Raw genomic sequence first — 19889 nt, 5'->3', positions numbered from 1 at the left:
CAGATGCTGGAGACGGGGTATCAACATATCTGGCGTTGATTTTTGGCACGCTGTTGAGTTCTCAAGGAACGGTCGCTTCCTTTGTACTCACCCTCGCGGGCTTTCCTCCGGGCGCTTCCCTTCGTTCTTGCGTTTCCGACTCTATCAGATCTTTTCTCGACCCGATTTCCTCGGTGCTTTCCAGGTTCTCGCTTCCGCGTTTCCCTTTCCGGCGGTTCCGACTCTATCAGATCCTTTCGGTGTCTGACCCCCAGTCAGCGGGGCTTGTCTTCGCGGCTGTTGGGCCGTTCCGACGTCTCAAACCCTAGCGGATCCGCTCGGCGATTCCCAATCGGGCCGTCGAGTCCCTATTCGAATTGAATTCCGGCATGCCGAAATCAATCCCGCAGGGAGATCGTGCTGATGGTGTGAGGTGCCGCTCGACGCGGCGGGAGTGCTGCCGAGAAACCGATACGGCTCCGTGGCAACCCGAAGAACTGTACGGATCGGGCAGGGGGGTGTCAAGCGCCCCTGTCAAGATCTTTTGCGGGCTCAGTCCAGGTCGGTGAGCCGGCCGCCGGCGTCCGGCTGGGCGTGCTCCACCCGGCGCAGGAGCCTGGTCAGCACCTCGCCCAGCACCGTGCGCTCCGCGGGGCTGAGGTCCTGGAGCAGCTCTTCCTCGAAGACGGTGGCGAGGCGCATCGCCTCCAGCCACTTCTCTCGGCCCTCGGGGGTCAGCTCGACGATCACCCGGACGCGATTGGTCTCGTCACGCTCACGGGTGACAAGACCCTCCGTGACCATGCGGTCGATCCGATGGGTCATCGCGGCCGGCGTGAGGCCGAGCCGCTTGGCCAGCTCGCTGGGTCCCAGGCGGTACGGAGCGCCGGAGAGGACAAGGGCCTTGAGGACCTCCCACTCGGCGTTGCTGATGCCGAGGTCGGCGGTCTGGCGGCCGTAGGCCACGTTCATGCGGCGGTTCAGCCTGGACAGCGCCGACACGATCTTCTCGACCTGGGGGTCGAGGTCCTGGAACTCGCGCTGGTAGGCGGCGATCTGTTCTTCGAGGGTCGGCTCCGTGACGCCGGGCGTGTCGGCCATGGCCGCAGTATGGCACGACGCCCCTTTGCTTTGAAGTCCTTGACTGTGTACTCTTTAGCTTCGAACTTTAGCTTCGAAGTCTTCACTCCTAACTAGTGAGAGAGGTGAACGTGACCAGGGCGATGGGCGCAGCGATGCGCCGGATCCACGTGGGCAACGCACTCAGCGCATTCGGGCTCGGCTTCACAGTCCCCTACCTGTACGTCTATGTGGCGCAGGTGCGGGGTCTGGGGGCCATGACGGCGGGTCTCGTGCTCGCCGTCTTCGCCGTGGCCGCGCTGATCGTGCTGCCGTTCGCCGGCCGGGCGATCGTGCGCCGCGGCCCGCTGCCGGTCCTGCTCGCCGCCCTGGTCACCGCCGCGCTCGGCGCGCTGAGCCTGGGGCTCGCGGGCAGCGCCGGCGCCGTACTGCTGTCGGCCGCGGCGCTCGGCGCCGGACAGGCCGTGATGCAGCCGGCCCTGGCGACGATGATCGTGGACTGCTCCACGGCGGAGACCCGGTCGCGGGCGTTCGCGACGCAGTTCTTCCTGCAGAACCTGGGGCTGGGTGTCGGCGGCCTGATAGGCGGCCACCTCGTCGACGCCACCCGGGTCTCCTCCTTCACTCTGCTGTTCGCGATCGAGGCGGGGATGTTCCTGCTGCTGGTCGCGGTGATGGCGACCGTGCGCATGCCGCACTCGCCGCGTATCGCCGACGCTCCGTCCGGTGGGGCGCGGGGAAGCTGGAAGCGGCTGCTCGGGAACCGGGCGATGGTGCAGCTCTGCGTGCTGGGCTTCGTGCTGTTCTTCGCCTGCTACGGACAGTTCGAGTCGGGTCTGAGCGCGTACGGCGTGGAGGCCGCGGGGATATCGACCTCGGCGCTCGGTACGGCGCTGGCCGCGAACACCCTGATGATCGTCGTCGCGCAGTTCGCCGTGCTGAAGTTCGTCGAGCGCCGCCGGCGGTCGCGGGTGATCGCCGCCGTGGGGCTGGTCTGGGCGGTGGCCTGGCTCGCGGCGGGGTACGCCGGGCTCGGGCACGGCAGCCAGGAGATGGCCACGGCCGCGTTCGTCTCGACGTACGCGCTGTTCGGTCTGGGCGAGGCGATGCTGTCGCCGACGGTCGCCCCGCTGGTCGCGGATCTGGCGCCGGAGGGTATGGCTGGTCAGTACAACTCGGCGTTCGCGCTGGTCAAGCAGTTGGCGCTGGCTGTCGGACCCGCGGTGGGCGGGCCTCTCGGTGCCTCGCTGCACGCGCCGTACGTCGTGACCTTCCTGCTGTTCTCGCTGGGGATCACCGTGCTGGCGTTGCGGCTGGGACGGGGGCTGACCGTCGCGCAGGATCAGCCGTGGGCCGCCACGAGGAGTCGAGTGGTGGCCCGGGGCGCGGCCGCGGAGCCGGTCGCCGCGGAGGCGTAGGCGCCCGGGGGTGGCGCGGGCCGGAGGGTGTCGCACTCGCGGGGTGCCTCGACCGTCGGCCCTCCGTGCCAGTGGCTGTGGAGGGCTCCTAGCTCTTCGACAGCAGGAACTCGCACCAGACCGCCTTGCCTCCGCCCGGGGTTCTTCGTGAGCCCCAGGTGGAGGCGATGGTGGCCACGATGGCGATGCCCCGGCCCGATTCGTCGGCCGGTTCCGCCTGACGGCGGCGGGGGAGGTGGTCGTCGCCGTCGGTGACCTCGATGATCAGGCGGCGGTCGGTGCGGCGCAGCCGCAGCCGCATCGGGGGCGTGCCGTGCTGGAGGCTGTTGGCGACCAGCTCACTGGTGGCGAGGACGCCCAGGTCGTGCAGTTCGGCGGGGAACCGCCAGCTGGTCAGGACACCCGAGGCGAACGCTCTGGCCCGGGGGGCCGCTTCCACACCGCCCAGCAGCTCCAGGGCCGCGTTGCGGAAGAGGTCGCCCTCGGCGCCCTTGTGGGCGGGGTGCTGGAGGACGAGGACGGCCACGTCGTCGTCGTGGTCGGCGGTGACGCCCGCCGAGCGGACCAGGCGGTCGCAGACGACCTGCGGGGTGCCGGTGGCGCCGGACAGGGCGCGTTCCAGGGACGCGATGCCCTCGTCCAGGTCCTCGTCCCGGCGCTCGACCAGGCCGTCGGTGTAGAGGACCGCCGTGGAGCCGGGGCCCAGCGGGATCGAGCCGGAGGCGTGCATCCAGCCGCCGGTGCCGAGCGGCGGGCCGGTCGGTTCGTCGGCCCGCAGCACCGTGCCGCTCTCGTCGCGGACCAGGATCGGCAGATGGCCGGCGGACGCGTACACCAGGCGGCCCTCGTTGGGGTCGTGGACGGCGTAGACGCAGGTGGCGATCTGGTTGGCGTCGATCTCGGTGGCCAGGCCGTCGAGGAGCTGCAGTACCTCGTGCGGCGGGAGGTCGAGGCGGGCGTAGGCCCGGACGGCCGTGCGGAGCTGGCCCATGACCGCGGCCGCCCGCACGCCCCTGCCCATCACGTCGCCGATCACCAGGGCCGTGCGGCCGCCGCCGAGGGTGATCACGTCGTACCAGTCGCCGCCCACGGCGGCCTCGGTGCCGCCCGGCTGGTAGGTGGCGGCGATCCGCAGGTCGTCGGGCTGTTCTAGTTCCTGCGGGAGCAGGGAGCGCTGCAGGGTGACGGCGGTCTCGCGCTGGCGGCGCTCGCTGGCGCGCAGGCGTTCGGCGGCCTCGGCGTGGTCGGTGACGTCGGTGGCGAAGACGAGCACCCCGGCGTCGCGCTCCCCGTCCTCGGCGACCGGGGTGCAGGTGAACGTGTACGAGCGGCCGTCGACGGCCTTGCGGGACTTCAGCGTGCGGGATCTGCCGCTGCGCAGTACCTGGTCGAGGAGCGGCAGCAGGCCGAGTTCGGCGAGTTCCGGGAGGGCCTCGCGGGCGGGGGCGCCCGGTGGCCGCAGGCCGAAGGCCGAGGCGTAGGCGTCGTTGACGTAGGCGATGCGGTGGTCGGGGCCGTGGACGAGGGCGACGAGGGCCGGGACGCGGTCGAGGACGTCGCGCGCGGGCAGTTCGTCCACGGCGGACGCCGGCGCGCTTGCGTCGGCCGGCTGTCCGGCGCGGGCCATGGGCACGGAGCCTTCCCCCCGGCGGTCCGGGGAGACCGCGGTGTCGGTGCGCGCGGCGGCGCGGCGCTGCGTTCCGGGGAGCCGGGCGCTCCAACGCGTGAAGTTCACAGTGAGGAAAGCCTCGTGGGTGCTGAGGGCGGGCGGGTGCCCGTCCGAGGACGTGGGGCAGTCTGGCAGGTGGCCGTCCGCGGCGATATTCGTCAGACGCCGGGGCGGCCCGTGGAGTTCCCGGGTCCGGTCAGGACGACCCCTTCGGGTCGTCGGAGGGGCTGTGGGGAGGCTTTCCACCGGCCGCGAGTTCGAACTCCGCCCGGGGATGCTCGAGTGAACCCAGCGAGACGATCTCCCGTTTGAAGAGCCCGGCGAGGGTCCACTCCGCGAGGACCCGGGCCTTGCGGTTGAAGGTGGGCACCCTGCTGAGGTGGTAGAGGCGGTGCATGAACCAGGCAGGGTAGCCCTTCAGCTTGCGCCCGTAGATCTGGGCGACGCCCTTGTGCAGGCCGAGCGACGCCACCGAGCCGACGTACTTGTGCGCGTACGTCTCCAGGGGCTCGCCGCGCAGTGCGTGGGCGATGTTGTCGCCGAGGACCCTGGCCTGGCGGACGGCGTGCTGGGCGTTGGGCGCCGTGAGGGTGCCGGGTTCGGCGGCGGTGACGTCGGGGACGGCCGCGGCGTCGCCCGCGGCCCAGGCGTGCGGGGCGCCGTCGACGGTCAGCTCGGCGGTGCACCTCAGGCGGCCGCGCGCGTCGAGGGGCAGGTCGGTGGCGGCGAGCAGCGGGTGCGGTTTGACGCCGGCCGTCCACACGAGCGTGCGGGTCGGGAAGCGCTGGCCGTCGCTGAGGACGGCGACGCGGTCGGCGCAGGACTCCAGGCGGGTGTCGAGCAGGACCTGGATGTTGCGGCGGCGGAGCTGGGTGACGGTGTAGCGGCCCATCTCCTCGCCGACCTCGGGCAGAATGCGGCCGGAGGCCTCGACGAGGATCCACTTCATGTCCTCGGGGCGGACGTTGTGGTAGTAGCGCGCGGTGTAGCGGGCCATGTCCTGCAGTTCGCCGAGCGCCTCGACCCCGGCGTAGCCGCCGCCGACGACGACGAAGGTGAGGGCGGCGTCGCGGACCGCGGGGTCGCGGGTGGAGGAGGCGATGTCCATCTGCTCGATGACGTGGTTGCGCAGCCCGATGGCCTCCTCGACGGTCCGGAAGCCGATGCCGTACTCGGCGAGGCCGGGGACGGGCAGCGTCCGGGCGACCGAACCGGGGGCGAGGACGAGTTCGTCGTAGCCGATGAGTTCGGCGGTCCTGTCCTCCTCGGCGGTGGCGAGGGTGGCGACGGCGGCGGTGCGCACCGCGTGGTCGATGGAGGTGACCTCGCCGACGACGATGTGGCACTGGTCCAGGACGCGGCGCAGCGGTACGACGACATGGCGCGGGGAGATGGAGCCCGCGGCCGCCTCCGGGAGGAACGGCTGATACGTCATGTAGGGGTCGGGAGTGACGACGGTGACGTCGACCTCCCCCCGCCTGATCTCCTGCTTCAGCCTCCGCTGCAGGCGCAGGGCCGTGTACATCCCGACGTAGCCGCCGCCGACAACCAGAATGCGCGCACGTTCCTTCACCATCCCATGACGCACCCGACGCTCTTGTTTGTCCACAGCCCCGGCAATTTGTGTGACCGCGAGCTGGTGCGCGCGCGTCGGTGCGCGCTGCCGGAGCCGGGAGAAAGCGGGCAGGTCAGCAGGGGTGGGCGAGAGCGGGCGAAGGTGCGTTATCGGGGCGTAACTGACCCGTACTCCGATCGAGGGGCGCACTGTGCGGAACCTGCCCCTTCTGAATTGACTGTCTCTCAACTATGTTCGTGTGTCGACGGGGTGTAGGGGATGTGGTCGAACGGGTCCGCGAAGGACGGTCCCGCTCGGGACCGATGCCAGGTCCGCGCACTCCGGACTCAGCGGCGGGGAGAGTCTCCGGGGGGAGACGTCATTTACCGGGGGAAACACATGCATGCTCAGGACACTCATTGGTCGTCGGCAGCCGCCCTCGCCTCGGGCGGCACGGCGGTGACCGCGACGGCGGGCAACGGACGCGCGGACTCATCGCGTACGACGCCGCTGCGGGTGGACGCACAGCGCAATCTGGAGCACGTGCTGCGAGCGGCACGTGAGGTGTTCGGCGAGCTGGGGTACGGCGCGCCGATGGAGGACGTGGCACGGCGGGCGCGGGTCGGGGTCGGCACGGTGTACCGGCGCTTCCCGAGCAAGGACGTGCTGGTCCGGCGGATAGCCGAGGAGGAGACCACGCGGCTGACCGAGCAGGCGCGGACCGCGCTCGGCCAGGAGGACGAGCCGTGGTCGGCGCTGTCCCGCTTCCTGCGGACGTCCGTCGCGTCGGGTGCCGGCCGGTTGCTGCCGCCGCAGGTGCTGCGGGTCGGCTCGACCGGTCCGGGCGAGCCGGGCGGTCCCGTCGGACTGGTGGGCGCGGTCGGTGCGGGCGGTCCGGTGGGCTCGGGCGACGAGCCCCGGGTGCCGCAGCAGCGGACCCAGCCGGGCGCCGGTGAGCTGCGGCTGGTGCCGGAGGACGCGTCCTCGGCCGTGCCCGACGACGCCGGGGTCGGCGCGCTGCTCGAGGTCGTCGGGCAGCTGGTCGACCGGGCCCGGGAGGCCGGGGAACTGCGGACGGACGTGTCCGTGGCGGACGTGCTGCTCGTGATCGCCACGGCGGCGCCCTCGCTGCCGGACGCGGCGCAGCAGGCCGCGGCTTCGGCACGGCTGCTGGACATCCTGCTGGAGGGGCTCCGGTCCCGGCCGGCGTAGCGGCGGCCGGCCACGGCCCCGGCTCCGTTCCGGCGGGTCCTCCACACCCGCGCCCCCGGTGCGCCATCGCGGCCGGAGGCGCGGGTGTCGTGCGTGTGCTGCGCGTGGTCGCGGTCACGGCCGGTTCGGCCCCAACTGGTCGTGGTGCGGCCGAATTTCTCGTTCGGGTGACGCCTGGTACTGCGCGGATGGCCGCTGTGGCACCCTGAGCCGGTGATGGGTTGGGCTTTGCCGGTTTCGGGGGCTTTGCGCGATGGATGTTGACGGGTGGGACGAGTCTCGTGGGGACGGGGACTCCGAGACCGGTGGGCTGACCTCGCCGCAGGTGCCGAAGCAGGGCGGTCCGCCCGGGGTGCCCGCCGAGACGGGCGTGCCCGCGCAGCGGGACGGCAGGGTGCCCGCACCGCACCGGACACCGCCCGCGGACGGCGAGTTGATCCACCGGATGCGTACGGGCGACGACTCCGCCTACGAGGAGCTGTACCGGCGGCACGCGGAAGCCGTGCGGCGCTACGCCCGGACCTGCTGCCGTGACGCGCACACCGCCGACGACCTGACCGCCGAGGTCTTCGCCGGGATGCTCCAGGCGGTACGGGGCGGCACGGGGCCCGAGTACGCCGTGCGCGCCTATCTGCTGACCTCGGTGCGGCGCGTGGCCGCGCACTGGGCCAGGACCGCCCGGCGCGAGCAACTCGTCGACGACTTCGCCGTGTTCGCCCAGCAGGCGGCGCGGCCCGTCGAGGGCGCCGGTGACGAGGCGGTGGACGTGGGCGCCGATGTGCGCGCGCTGCACGAGGCCGAGCAGTCCATGGCGCTGCGGGCCTTCCGTTCGCTGCCCGAGCGCTGGCAGGCGGTGCTGTGGCACACCGAGGTGGAGGACGAGTCGCCCAGTGAGGTGGCCGTTCTGTTCGGGCTGGACGCCAACGGCACCCGGGTGCTGGCGAGCCGGGCCCGGGAGGGGCTGAAGCAGGCCTATCTGCAGGCCCATGTCAGCTCGGCGCTGACCGCTGACGAGGAGTGCGCCCGCTACGCCGACCAGCTCGGCACCTACGCCCGGCGCAAGCTGCGGCTGCGCGCCGAACGGGGACTGCGCAAGCACCTGGAGGAGTGCGCCAGGTGCCGGCTGGCGGCCGCGCAGATCGAGGAGGTCGCGGGCGGAATCCCGGCGGTGGTGCCGGTCGCGGTCATCGGCTGGCTGGGGACCGCCGGGTACGGGAAGGTCCTCGGGATCATCGCCGGTGGCGCGGGAGCGGGCGCCGCGGGGGCCGCCGCGGCGGGCGGGTCCTCCGCGGGTTCAGGCGCGGGTGCGGGCGGCGCGGCCGCCGCCGAGGGGCTCGGAGCGCCGGTGAAGGCCGGGATCGCGGCCGGGGTGGTCGCGGTGGCGGCGGCCGCGGTGGCGCTGGCCCTGGTGAACGACGGGCATCCGGTGAGAGAGGCGGCCGGGCCGGCGCCCTCCGCTCCCGTCGTGCGGACCCCGCGGCCGTCGGTCCCACCGCCGGCGTCCGCATCGCCGCCCGCTTCGCCGCCCGCGTCATCGGCCGCCACGAGGAAGCCGCCCGTCGCGCCGCCGGTGGCGCCGGCCTCCGGGACGAGCCCGGCACCGGCCTCGTCGGCTCCCGCTCCCGCGCCGGAGCCGCCGGGTGCTCCCCGGCCCACTTCGGAGCCGAGTCCCGCTCCGAGTCCGACGGCCACTCCCAGTCCGGCTCCGACTCCCCCGCCGGCTCCCGTCGTCTACGAGTGGGGCCGCCTGCGTTACGACGTCAACGGGGACGGGAGCGGGCCGGAGATGCGGCTCCTGGGGAGCACGTGGGTGTGGCAGCGGTACGGGATGTCCGTCGGCGGGAAGCGGTACGGGCGCGGGGTCAGCGTGCACGGGGGATCGTCCGTGGTCGTCGACCTCAATCGCCGGTGCACCGCGTACGACGCGCTGGTCGGCGTCGACGACATGACTCTCGGGCTCGGCAAGGCCGTGTTCTCCGTGTACGCCGACGGGGTTCCGGTGTGGCGGTCCGGGGTGGTCCGGGGGCGGGACGCGGCGGTGCCGGTGCACGTCGATCTCACCGGGCGGGAGAGCGTGCGGCTGGTGGTGTCGCCCGGGGGTCTGGGGCTCGGCCGGGTGGCGCTCGCCGACTGGGCGGAGGCGCGGTTCAGCTGCTGACCGTCGTCGGCGGGGTTTCGCCGGGCCGGTGCGCGCAGGCTTGCTGAGCCGTCGCTGTTCGGCGCCTTGAGCCACGGTGGGCCGGGGCCCGGGGCGTGCTGAGCCGGCGGCTGCTCGGCGCTATCAGCCACGATGGGCCGGTGCCGCAGAGCCTGCCGAACCTGCTCGGCCCCCTCAGCCACGACGGACCGGCACCACGGGAACTACCGAACCGACGGTTCTCGACCCCCTCAGCCACGGTGGGCTGGGGGCCTGGACGCGCATCCGCGCCGAAGGGATGCCGCCGCGCCCACCCGTGCCGCCCGTGGCGGCACGCATGCCCGCAGCCACGGGGTCGCATCAGCCGCTGCCGGGTGGGCGCCGGCCCTGGCGACACGCAAGCCCGCGGCTACGGCGGCACGTGGTCAGGCGCCGGAGGCGAGGGCGTTCTTGCGGGGCTGGATGCCTGCGGGGACCGCTCGGGCCCGGGCCGGGGTGCCGGTCCAGCAGGTGCCGCGGCGGGACAGCAGGCGCCGGAGCCAGAGTTCGAGCGCGGTCAGGTCGGCCAGGCCGTCCAGGGGGAGGGGTTCGCCCGTCGCGGCGGCGCGGACGGCCTTGCGGATCACCCGGGCCTCCACCAGGCCGGCGTCGGCCAGCAGGGGCGTGGCGAAGAGGTCCATCAGGTCGTCGGCGGCGAGGCGCAGGCCCGCGCGGGTGGCCGCCGCCGAGGAGGCCTGGGACGGGGCGCCCCAGCCGGGTGGGAGGTCGGTGACGCCGGCGCCCTCCAGGACCCTGCGCAGGACGGAGGCGCGGGCGCCGGGCTGGACGCGCAGGGCCTCGGGGAGGGCGCGGCAGGCGCGGACGACCTGGTTGTCGAGGAAGGGCGCGTGCAGCCGCTGGGAGCGGACCTCGGCGGCCTGTTCCAGGACACGCAGGTCGGCGGCGTACCGGGCGAGTGCGGCACGTGCCCGGTAGTCGCCGGGGCGCTGGCCCGAGCCGAGGGCGGACCGGTCCGCCTCCCCCTGCAGCAGAACCGATACTTCAGCCAGTGCCTCCCCGGTCAGCCAGCGGGCCGCCGGCCCGGGTCTCGCCCAGGTGAGCCCGGCCAGGGAGGCGCCGACCGCGCCCTTGGGGTCGTCGAAGCGGTGGCGCATCAGCCGCTCGGCGAGCAGTTCCAGGCCCGTCCGGTACGGGGTGCGGGCCAGGCGCCGGGCGGCGCTGTACACGCGCGCGGGGACCATCACCGAGCCGTCGGCCCGGGCGAGCGCGGCGACCGGCCGGACCAGATGCCGTCGTCTGCGGTCCAGCAGGAGGTCCGCGAGGCGGGCGGGGTGGGCGTCCAGGACCTCGCGGGCGCCGTGTCCCGTGAAGTGGTCGGCGCTGCCGGCGGCGAGGCGGGCGCGATGGCGGGCGGCGGTCACCAGCGAGGGACCCGGCTCGTCGGTGAGGGGGCCGTCGAGATCGGCGTACGGCAGGCTCTCCTCGCCGCCCGTGACCACCACGTGGTGCAGGCGCGGGTTGGCCGCGAGGGTGCCGGCGCGCTCGACCTCGGACTCGCGGCCGCGCACGGCCAGGTCGTTGAAGGTGACCGCGAGCAGCCGCTCCCCGGCGCCCGTGCCGTGCCCCAGCAGGGTGCCGGGTCGGCCGGGCAGCCCGGCGGCGAGCAGGGCGAGGGTGCCGGAGGCCGGTCCGCCGGACAGGTCGGCGCCGATGCCGGGCACGGGCATCCCGCGCGCGGCCCGCCGCTCGGCCGGACCCATCCCGGGCACCGGCCCGGGGTCGAGGTCGGGCACGTGCCGGGGTGCCGAGAGCCGCGCGCGCACCGCCTCGACGAGGGCGTCCCGTACGGCGTCCACCGCGACGTCCGGGTCGGCGGGGGGCGCGGCGACCGCGAGGGAGGCGACCGGCTCGTATCCGGTGATCTCGCGCGCTCCGGCGCGCAGGACGAGCGCGTGCCCCGGCGGGACGCGCCGCACCCCCTCGTACGGGGTGGTGTCGCGCAGCGCGGCCGGTACGTCCGGGGCGGCGAGCAGGGCGGCCAGGTGGCCGAAGTCGAGGTTGGCCTCGATGAGGTCGGCGAGCGGCAGCGCGGCGGTGGCGTAGGCCGTGCCGCCGTCCCAGGGGGTGTGGAAGACCGGGCGGGCGCCCGCGAGGTCGCCGCAGACGGTGATGCGGCGGCCCACCTGGACGACGGCCGTGTAGCTGCCCGGCCAGGTGGTCAGATGGCGCAGCGCGCCCCCGCGGGCGGTGAACAGACCGCGCCGCAGCTCCTCGTCGGTGGCGCCGCAGGTGCCGAGGACGGCGATGCGGTTCTGCGCGTCGGCGTGCACCACGCGCACCTCGTCGGGCCGCCAGTCGCCGACGGCCCACAGCGGGTCGGGGTCGCCCCACAGGAGGTGGGAGCCGACGGGGCGCAGCGTCTCGCCGTCGTATCCGGTGGCACCCGCGGAGCCGATTTCGGCGACGCCAGCGGCGGTGCTGCTCCAACCCACCAACCACCGCATCGACGCCTCCACACAGCGTGGACAACCAGTGCACCGTACGAACCGGGACCCATGCTGCCATGAAGAACGCGCCACGGAGGCGCGGCGACGCCGCCTTCGATCGAGGGAAACCGGTGCCGGAAGCCGCAGGGGGCGGCAGAGTATCGGTTGCGGGCCGGTGGGTGAACACCTGGGCGGCCGGGGGAGGATGCCGGAAGTGCGTGTGAGGGGTGCGACGCGAATGCGCCCCCTGTATGCGCCCCGAAAACGCCCTTCACGCCCTCAAGTCCCGTGGTGAGAGCGGTAATCGCTCTTGGGGGCGAGGACTATTTTCAGCCAAATCGGTGACAGCCGCGGGGGTTTGAGCACGCTCCGTACAGGCTCGCGCAAGGGTTCCGGCACGGGCACGCGCACAGTCCGGGAGGCGGTCTTCGCCTCCCGGACCGGTCCGCCACCCGCGGGGATGAAGGCGGCGGTGTCCCCCAGCCCACTGGATCCAGTACAGCGGGCCGACCCACGCGACAGCCATGGAACCGCTCCCCGGGTGGCCGGAGAAGAGCGCACGGACGGGCGCACGGCCACACGTGCGGGGGCACGCCGCGACGCCCCGTGCACGGTGCGTACAGGGCCGTACTCCCGTACGGACCACAATCCCGCCATCCGGAACAATGCCCCTTAACGCTTGGGATGCGGCGAACTACGCTGGGTTTACGAATGCCGCACGGTTATGCCAGCGCGGCAGCCGTCTGTGTCGAGGGGTGACGCATGTCCAGGGAGCAACGCGGGCCGAACGACAAACTCGGCACCGTTCTCGCCCTCGCGGGAATCAGCAACGCGGGACTCGCGCGACGCGTCAACGACCTTGGCGCCCAACGCGGGTTGACGCTTCGCTACGACAAGACCTCGGTGGCGCGCTGGGTCTCGAAGGGGATGGTGCCGCAGGGTGCGGCGCCGCACCTCATCGCGGCCGCCATCGGCCAGAAGCTCGGCCGCCCGGTGCCGCTCCACGAGATAGGGCTGGCGGACGCGGATCCGGCACCCGAGGTGGGCCTGGCCTTCCCCCGGGACGTGGGGCAGGCGGTGAGGTCGGCCACCGAGCTGTACCGGCTCGACCTGGCCGGACGCCGGGCCGGCTCCGGCGGCATCTGGCAGTCCCTCGCCGGGTCGTTCGCGGTGACGGCGTACGCGACGCCCGCGTCACGGTGGCTGATAACCCCCGCCGACAGCTCCGTCGCGCGGGAGGCGAACGCCGCCGAGGGCTCCGGCGCGCCGATCAAAGTCGGCCACAGCGATGTGCAGAAGCTACGGGAGGCCGCCGAGGACGCCAGACGCTGGGACTCCAAGTACGGAGGCGGCGACTGGCGTTCGTCCATGGTGCCGGAGTGCCTGCGGGTGGAGGCGGCGCCGCTGCTGCTCGGCTCCTACTCGGACGAAGTGGGCCGCGCCCTCTTCGGGGCCTCCGCCGAACTGACCCGGCTGGCGGGCTGGATGGCCTTCGACACCGGACAGCAGGAGGCGGCGCAGCGGTACTACATCCAGGCGCTGCGGCTCGCCCGCGCGGCGGCGGACGTCCCGCTCGGGGGCTACGTACTGGCCTCCATGTCGCTGCAGGCGACGTACCGGGGCTTCGGCGACGAGGGCGTCGACCTCGCGCAGGCGGCCCTGGAGCGCAACCGGGGACTGGCGACCGCCCGCACGATGAGCTTCTTCCGGCTGGTGGAGGCGCGGGCACACGCGCGTGCGGGGGACGCGCCGGCCGCCGGCGCGGCGCTGAAGGCGGCGGAGAGCTGGCTCGAGCGATCCAGGGAAGGTGACAACGATCCTTCTTGGCTTGGTTTTTATGGCTATGACCGGTTCGCCGCCGACGCGGCGGAGTGCTACCGCGATCTGAAGGCGCCGCGCCAGGTGCGGCGGTTCACCGAGCAGGCGCTGTCGAAGCCGACGGAGGAGTTCGTGCGGTCGCACGGGCTGCGCCTCGTGGTGTCCGCCGTCGCCGAGCTGGAGTCGGGCAATCTGGACGCCGCCTGCGAGCAGGGGGTGCGGGCCGTGGAGGTGGCCGGGCGGATCTCCTCCGCGCGTACCACCGAGTACGTGAAGGATCTGCTGCACCGGCTGGAGCCGTACGGGGACGAGCCGCGGGTGGTGGAGCTGCGCGAGCGGGCCCGGCCGCTGCTGGTGGCTCCCGCATAGGACCCCCGGTCCGGGTTTGAAGGCATTGTCAGTGGCGCAGTGCACTATCGGAGCCGGGAGGTGGTGCGGGTGCGTGAGGGTGCGTACGACTGCGACGTACTGGTGATCGGAGGGGGGATCGTCGGCCTGTCGACGGCCTACGCGATCACGCGTGCGGCGCCGGGTACGCGGGTGACCGTGCTGGAGAAGGAGCCGGGGCCCGCCCGGCACCAGACAGGGCGCAACAGCGGGGTCATCCACAGCGGTGTCTACTACCGGCCGGGCTCGCTCAAGGCGCGGTACGCCGTGCGCGGCGCGGCCGAGATGGTGAAGTTCTGCGCCGAGTACGGCATCGCGCACGCCGTCACCGGGAAGCTGATCGTCGCCACCGAGCGGGACGAGCTCCCCCGGCTGCACGCGCTCGTGCAGCGCGGCCGGGAGAACGGGATACAGGTGCGCGAGCTGGGCGCCGCCCAGATCGGCGAGTACGAGCCGGAGGTGCGCGGCCTCGCCGCGATCCACGTCGGCACGACGGGGGTCTGCGACTTCGTGGGCGTGGCCCGGCAGCTCGCCCGGGCCTCGGGGGCGGAGATCCGGTACGGCGCGCGGGTGGTCCGGGTGGACCGGCGCCCGGAGCGGGGCGTGGCCGTGCTGACCGCGGCCGGCGACGTCGTACGGGGCCGGGTGCTGGTGAACTGCGCCGGGCTGCACTGCGACGAGGTGGCGCGGCTGACCGGGGACGAGCCCGGGGTGCGGATCGTGCCGTTCCGGGGCGAGTACTACGAGCTGGCGCGGCCCGAGCTGGTGCGCGGGCTGGTGTATCCGGTGCCGGATCCGGCGTTCCCGTTCCTCGGGGTGCATCTGACCCGGGGGATCGACGGCGGCGTGCACATCGGGCCGAACGCGGTCCCGGCCCTGGCCCGGGAGGGGTACGGGTGGGGCGTCGTACGGCCCGGGGAGCTGGCCGGGACGGTCGCCTGGCCCGGCTCGTGGGTGCTGGCCCGGCGGCACTGGCGGTACGGGGCCGGGGAGCTGCGGCGGTCGGTGTCCAAGGGGGCGTTCCTGACGGCGGTGCGCAGGCTGCTGCCGGCCGTCGATGAGGCGGACCTGGTGCGCGCCCCGGCCGGGGTGCGGGCACAGGCGGTGCTGCGGGACGGGACGCTGGTGGACGACTTCCTGATCCGGGAGGGGAGCCGGGCGGTGCACGTGCTCAACGCCCCGTCGCCCGCGGCGACCGCCTCGCTGCCGATCGGCCGAGAGATCGGGCGCCGGGTGCTGGACATGCTCGGTGCGCTGTGACGCCCGCCCGCTGTGACGTCGGCCTCCGCTGCGGGCGGCGGCCCGGGAAATCGCGCCGCCGCCGTAAAATCGGTGTCACTGTGTCTGACTCGCTGAACCTCCCCGAAGCCCCCCGGCCCGCGACCGCCGCCGCGCCGCGGCCCTCGCACGTCCCCGGTGTGTCCGTGCGGCACAGCCGGGACAAGGGGGAGCCGCGGTTCCCCGACGGGCCCAAGGCCGACCCGGCCGGATCGCACTTCGAGCGGCGGATCCGGAGTTTCCAGCCCCGGCGGAGCCGGGTCACGGCGGGACAGGCCGACGCGCTGCAGCGGCTGTGGCCGAAGTGGGGTCTGGACATCGACGGACAGCGGGTCATCGACCTCGGCGAGCTGTTCGGCGACGACCGTCCCGTCGTGCTGGAGATCGGGTTCGGGATGGGCGAGGCCACCGCGCGGATGGCGGCCGGGGACCCCGGCACCAACATCCTCGCGGTCGACGTGCACACCCCGGGCCAGGGCAACCTGCTCAACCTCGCCGACCAGGCCGGACTGTCCAACGTCCGGGTGGCCAACGGCGACGCCATCATCCTGCTCCGGGAGATGCTCACGCCCGACTCGCTCGACGGGCTGCGCGTGTACTTCCCCGATCCCTGGCCCAAGAAGCGGCACCACAAGCGGCGGCTGATCCAGCCCGAGTTCCTGACGCTGGCCGCGAGCCGGCTGCGGCCCGGGGCGGTCGTGCACTGCGCGACCGACTGGGAGCCGTACGCCGAGCAGATGCTCGAGGTGCTCACCGCGCACCCGGACTTCGAGAACACCCGGGCCGACGGCGGTTTCGCGCCGCGTCCGCCGTTCCGGCCGCTGACCCGTTTCGAGGGGCAGGGGCTGGAAAAGGGACACGTGGTGAACGACCTGCTCTTCCGCCGCGTACCGCACCGGGATCGCTAGGCCCTGTCCCGCCGTCCAGCACCAGCCCGTTCCCCGGTCACCGTTAGGGTCGATGCCGTGGCCATCAGTCCTCCGTACCCGAGCTACTCCCCCGGCCCCGGAAGCGGAACGCACCCGCACTGGTGGCAGCGCCGGTGGGTGCGCTACGGGGCGCTGATCACGCTGCTGGCGCTGTCCGGCCTGGTCATCCTGGCGCTGGTGCGCCGGCAGACCGGCACCACGGGCTTCCTGGTCGGTCTCGGGCTCGCCGTGCTTCCCGTGCCCTGGCTCCTCGCCGCCTTCCGCTGGCTGGACCGGGTCGAGCCCGGCCCCTGGCGGAACCTGGTCTTCGCGTTCGCCTGGGGCGCCTGCGCGGCGGCGCTGATCGCCATCGTCGCCAACAGTTTCGCGACGAAGTGGATAGCCACCTCGACCGCCGATCCCGCGGGCGCCGACACCCTCGGCGCCACCGTGATAGCGCCCGTGGTGGAGGAGTCCGCGAAGGCCGCGGCCGTGCTGCTGGTCTTCCTCTTCCGCAGACGGGACTTCACCGGGATCGTCGACGGCGTGGTGATAGCCGGCGTCACCGCCACCGGCTTCGCGTTCACCGAGAACATCCTCTACCTGGGCACGGCCTTCGGGACCGACCAGCTCAGCGGCGGCCACGGCATCGCCTCCGTCACCGCCGCCACCTTCTTCGTGCGCGTGGTGATGTCCCCCTTCGCGCACCCCCTGTTCACCGTGCTCACCGGCATCGGATTCGGCGTCGCCGCGCTCTCCACCGAACGGCAGCCCGCCCGGCGCGTGCTGGTCCCGCTCGGCGGACTGCTGCTGGCGATGAGCACGCACGCCCTGTGGAACGGCTCCGCGACCTTCGGCCAGTTCGGTTTCCTCGCCGTCTACGCCGCCTTCATGGTGCCCGCGTTCGGGCTGCTGACCTGGCTGGCGGTCTGGACCCGGCAGCGGGAGCTGCGGACCGTGCGGGAGGAGCTGCCGGCGTACGTGCACGCCGGGTGGCTCGGGCCGGCCGAGCCGTTCGTCCTCGGGTCGATGCGGGCGCGCCGCGCCGCCCGGGACCACGCCCGCCGCCACTTCGGCGGGCGGCCCGCGGCGCGGGCGGTCGCGCAGTACGAGGCGTACGCCACCTCGCTGGCCTTCCTGCGGCACCGGGGGCGGCGGGGACGGGCCGGCGCCGACTGCGCCGCGCGGGAGCAGGAGCTGCTCGCCGAACTGTGGCGGCGCCGGGAGGTGGCCCGGCCGGCGCTGGAGCAGGCTGCCAGGACGGTGGCCCCGGTGCCGGCGCCCTCGGCGTACTGGGCGCGGTACGGGTATCCGGCGACACCCGCCGCCGGGCACCCGGGGGCGTACGGGCAGGGTCACCCGACGGCGTACGGGCACCCCGCGGTGCCGTACGGACATCCGGCGGCGCCGTACGGCGGCCAGGGGTCCCCGTACGGGAACCCGGCGGCGCCGTACGGGGGCCCGGGGGCGCCGTACGGGAACCCGCCCGTGCCGCCGGCCCGGTACCCCGGGTACAACCCGTACCGGCCCTAGGGGGCGTCTCCGCGTCGCGGACCCACGAAGATCGGGGAGACGCCCCCTAGCCGGGCACCCGGCCGGGAATCAGGCGGAGGCCTGGTTCAGGCGGTCCACTTCCTCCTGGGTGAGCCGCAGCTCCGCCACGCCCAGCAGCGCCGGGAGCTGTTCCACCGTGCGGGCCGAGGCGATGGGAGCCGTGACCGTCGGCTGGGCGGCCAGCCAGGCGAGGGCGACCGTGGCGACGGGCGCGTCGTGGGCGCCGGCGACCTCGTCCAGTGCCGTGAGCACCCGCTGACCGCGCTGGGAGTCCAGGTGCTTGGCGGCCGAGCCGGCGCGGGCGCTGTCGACCTTCGTGCCGGGGCGGTACTTGCCGGTGAGGAAGCCGGAGGCGAGCGCGAAGTACGGGACCGCCGCGAGGCCCTCACGGGCGGCGAGGTCCTGCAGCGGACCCTCGTAGGTGTCGCGGGAGACCAGGTTGTAGTGGGGCTGGAGGGCCACGTACCGGGCCAGGCCCTCGCGGTCGGAGAAGTCGAGGGAGGCCCGCAGCCGCTCGGGGCTGATGTTGGAGGCGGCGATCTGCCGGACCTTGCCCGCCTTCACCAGCTCGTCCAGGGCGCCGATGATCTCCTCCACCGGCACCTCGGGCTTGTCGAAGTGCGTGTAGTAGAGGTCGATGTAGTCGGTGCCCAGACGGCGCAGGGAGGCGTCGGCGGCGGCCTTGATGTTGGCCGCGGTGAGCCCCTGGTACTCCGGGTGCTGGCTCACCTTGGTCGCGACGACGACGTCGGAGCGGTTGCCCCGAGCCGCCAGCCACTTGCCGATGAGGGTCTCCGACTCACCGCCCTCGTTGCCCTCGATCCACGCCGAGTAGGAGTCGGCGGTGTCGACGAAGTTGCCGCCGGCGGCCGTGTAGGCGTCGAGGACGGCGAAGGAGGCCTTCTCGTCGGCGGTCCAGCCGAAGACGTTGCCGCCGAGGGCGAGCGGGAAGACCTCGAGGTCGGAGGAGCCGAGTTTGCGCGGGGAAGCAGTCATGCCCTGTTACAACGATCATTCCGGTACCGCCCATTCCGCGATCGCGCGAACGGTGTGTGAACGCGGCCGGCGGCCCCGGCACCAGGGGTGGTGCCGGGGCCGCCGGGAGAGCGGTCCGGGGTGCCGGGCGGGTTCAGGAGGCCCGGGTGGGGCTCAGGGGTTGAGGCCCTTGCCGTGCAGCCACGCCATCGGGTCGATGCCGGTGGCCGCGCCGCCGGGGTGGACCTCCAGGTGCAGGTGCGGGCCGGTGACGTTGCCGGTGGCGCCGACACGGCCGATGACGTCGCCGGTGCCGACCTTCTGGCCGACGGAGACGCTGATCGAGGACTGGTGGCAGAACCAGAGCTCGGTGCCGTCGTCGAGGGTGAGGATGGTGCGGTAGCCGTAGGAGCCGGCCCAGCCCGCCTCGGTGATGGTGCCGCTGTGGATGGCCTTGATCAGCGTGCCGGTGGGCGCGGCGAAGTCGAGGCCGGTGTGGTAGCCGGAGGACCACATCGAGCCGGCCTGGCCGAAGGTCGAGGTGATCGTGTACGAGGACGTCGGCAGCGTGTACTGCTTGGCCAGCTCGGCCAGCCGCTCCGCCTCGGCCTTCTTCTCGGCGGCGGCCTCCGCCTCCTTCTTGGCCTCGGCGGCCTTGGCGGCGGCTTCCTTCTTCGCCTTGGCGGCCGCGTCGGCGGCCTGCTTCTCGGCGGCGGCCGCCGCTGCCGCGGCCGCCTTGGAGTCGGCCTTGCTCTGCTGCTGCTCGGCCTGGGCCATGATCCGGCTGCGCAGGGTCTCGCCCGCGTCGGAGCCGTCCTGGCCGGTGTCGGCGGCGGCGGCGGTGGTGGTGCCGACCGTGCTGAGCGAGGCGGTGGTGGCCTCGGACGCCCCGGAGGGGCCGTCGTCGAACAGGGAGCCGACGGACGGCAGATCGGGCATGGAGATGGACACCGGGGGCTTGCCGGTGTGGGCGCTGGCCATGCCGCCCGCTCCGACGGCCGCTATGACGCCGACGCCGAGGACGGTGGAGCTGCGAGCGAGTCCGCCGCCGCGCTGCTTGGCGACGCGGTGCCGGCCGCGTACGGGGCGGATGGACTCCTCGGTGGGGTTCCACTCCTCCCAGGGGCCCTCTTCGGCGCGGTAGCCGCCGTAGACGAATGTTTCGGTGTCAGGCTGGCTGGGCACGTATGGGGCTTCGGGGGCAGGCCGGTTGGACGCCACGCGGGCGTACTCCTTTCCTTCCTCCGCCTACCGGGTTAGCTGACGGGTTCGGAGCAGGAAGGTCTCCTACGCGCGTATACGTACCGGGAACCGGATCGGTTCACGGTGGCATCCGCGTGATTCACCCCAAGGTGGTGGTTCCCCGGTTCCCTCGCGGGATTCGGCGCGTGCGCACGGAGCCGTCTCTTGTGACGGCTGGGACGACCGCGCTG

Annotated in this window: 13 protein-coding genes and 1 riboswitch; of the genes, 7 read left to right on the top strand and 6 right to left on the bottom strand. The window is 73.5% G+C overall.

All coding sequences use genetic code 11. From position 1 onward, the window contains the following. Nucleotides 1–531: 531 nt before the first annotated feature. Complete coding sequence (locus ACWCPN_RS07055) at nt 532–1080, bottom strand: MarR family winged helix-turn-helix transcriptional regulator (protein WP_199211098.1); 549 nt, start codon at nt 1078–1080, stop codon at nt 532–534. Nucleotides 1081–1190: 110 nt separating this feature from the next. Between ACWCPN_RS07055 and ACWCPN_RS07050 the strand changes: the two genes are divergently transcribed. Next, nucleotides 1191–2477, top strand: coding sequence for an MFS transporter (locus ACWCPN_RS07050; RefSeq protein ID WP_451202991.1), 1287 nt, complete (start codon nt 1191–1193; stop codon nt 2475–2477). 88 nt (nt 2478–2565) lie between these two features. Here the strand turns inward: ACWCPN_RS07050 and ACWCPN_RS07045 are convergent, their stop codons facing one another. After that, nucleotides 2566–4212, bottom strand: coding sequence for an ATP-binding SpoIIE family protein phosphatase (locus tag ACWCPN_RS07045; protein WP_365122286.1), 1647 nt, complete (start codon nt 4210–4212; stop codon nt 2566–2568). A gap of 130 nt (nt 4213–4342) precedes the next feature. Next, on the bottom strand, nt 4343–5722 hold the full coding sequence (locus ACWCPN_RS07040) for an NAD(P)/FAD-dependent oxidoreductase (protein WP_451202987.1): 1380 nt from the start codon (nt 5720–5722) through the stop codon (nt 4343–4345). A 378-nt stretch (nt 5723–6100) separates the two neighbouring features. Here ACWCPN_RS07040 and ACWCPN_RS07035 point away from each other — a divergent pair, with 378 nt between their 5' ends. Further along, nucleotides 6101–6913 (top strand): TetR/AcrR family transcriptional regulator, encoded by an 813-nt coding sequence (locus tag ACWCPN_RS07035; protein ID WP_451202984.1) that lies wholly within the window; start codon nt 6101–6103, stop codon nt 6911–6913. A gap of 253 nt (nt 6914–7166) precedes the next feature. Further along, a complete protein-coding gene (locus ACWCPN_RS07030; protein ID WP_451202983.1) occupies nt 7167–9071 on the top strand; it encodes a sigma-70 family RNA polymerase sigma factor in 1905 nt (634 codons plus the stop codon). A 404-nt stretch (nt 9072–9475) separates the two neighbouring features. Here the strand turns inward: ACWCPN_RS07030 and ACWCPN_RS07025 are convergent, their stop codons facing one another. Beyond that, a complete protein-coding gene (locus ACWCPN_RS07025) occupies nt 9476–11554 on the bottom strand; it encodes an asparagine synthase-related protein (protein ID WP_451202981.1) in 2079 nt (692 codons plus the stop codon). A 744-nt stretch (nt 11555–12298) separates the two neighbouring features. Between ACWCPN_RS07025 and ACWCPN_RS07020 the strand changes: the two genes are divergently transcribed. From ACWCPN_RS07020 to ACWCPN_RS07005, 4 genes are all read left to right on the top strand, one after another. After that, nucleotides 12299–13723 (top strand): MFS transporter, encoded by a 1425-nt coding sequence (locus ACWCPN_RS07020; protein ID WP_451202979.1) that lies wholly within the window; start codon nt 12299–12301, stop codon nt 13721–13723. A gap of 60 nt (nt 13724–13783) precedes the next feature. After that, nucleotides 13784–15001 (top strand): L-2-hydroxyglutarate oxidase, encoded by a 1218-nt coding sequence (gene lhgO / locus ACWCPN_RS07015; protein ID WP_451202977.1) that lies wholly within the window; start codon nt 13784–13786, stop codon nt 14999–15001. Between the two features lie 80 nt (nt 15002–15081). Then, the gene (gene trmB, locus ACWCPN_RS07010; RefSeq protein WP_451202974.1) at nt 15082–15927 is read left to right on the top strand and encodes a tRNA (guanosine(46)-N7)-methyltransferase TrmB; all 846 of its coding nucleotides are present in this window, start codon (nt 15082–15084) and stop codon (nt 15925–15927) included. Nucleotides 15928–15984: 57 nt separating this feature from the next. After that, the gene (locus ACWCPN_RS07005; RefSeq protein ID WP_451202972.1) at nt 15985–17460 is read left to right on the top strand and encodes a PrsW family glutamic-type intramembrane protease; all 1476 of its coding nucleotides are present in this window, start codon (nt 15985–15987) and stop codon (nt 17458–17460) included. A gap of 69 nt (nt 17461–17529) precedes the next feature. Here the strand turns inward: ACWCPN_RS07005 and ACWCPN_RS07000 are convergent, their stop codons facing one another. Then, nucleotides 17530–18477 carry an aldo/keto reductase gene (locus ACWCPN_RS07000; protein WP_451202970.1) on the bottom strand — a complete coding sequence of 316 codons (948 nt, stop codon included), beginning with the start codon at nt 18475–18477 and terminating at the stop codon, nt 17530–17532. A 153-nt stretch (nt 18478–18630) separates the two neighbouring features. Beyond that, nucleotides 18631–19677 carry a M23 family metallopeptidase gene (locus ACWCPN_RS06995; protein WP_451202967.1) on the bottom strand — a complete coding sequence of 349 codons (1047 nt, stop codon included), beginning with the start codon at nt 19675–19677 and terminating at the stop codon, nt 18631–18633. A gap of 9 nt (nt 19678–19686) precedes the next feature. Next, nucleotides 19687–19853: riboswitch (cyclic di-AMP (ydaO/yuaA leader) on the bottom strand. Nucleotides 19854–19889: the final 36 nt, after the last annotated feature.

Source organism: Streptomyces sp. NPDC002386, assembly GCF_053593175.1.
The sequence above is the reverse complement of the archived record's forward strand: the minus strand, read 5'-3'. Positions and strand labels throughout refer to the sequence as shown.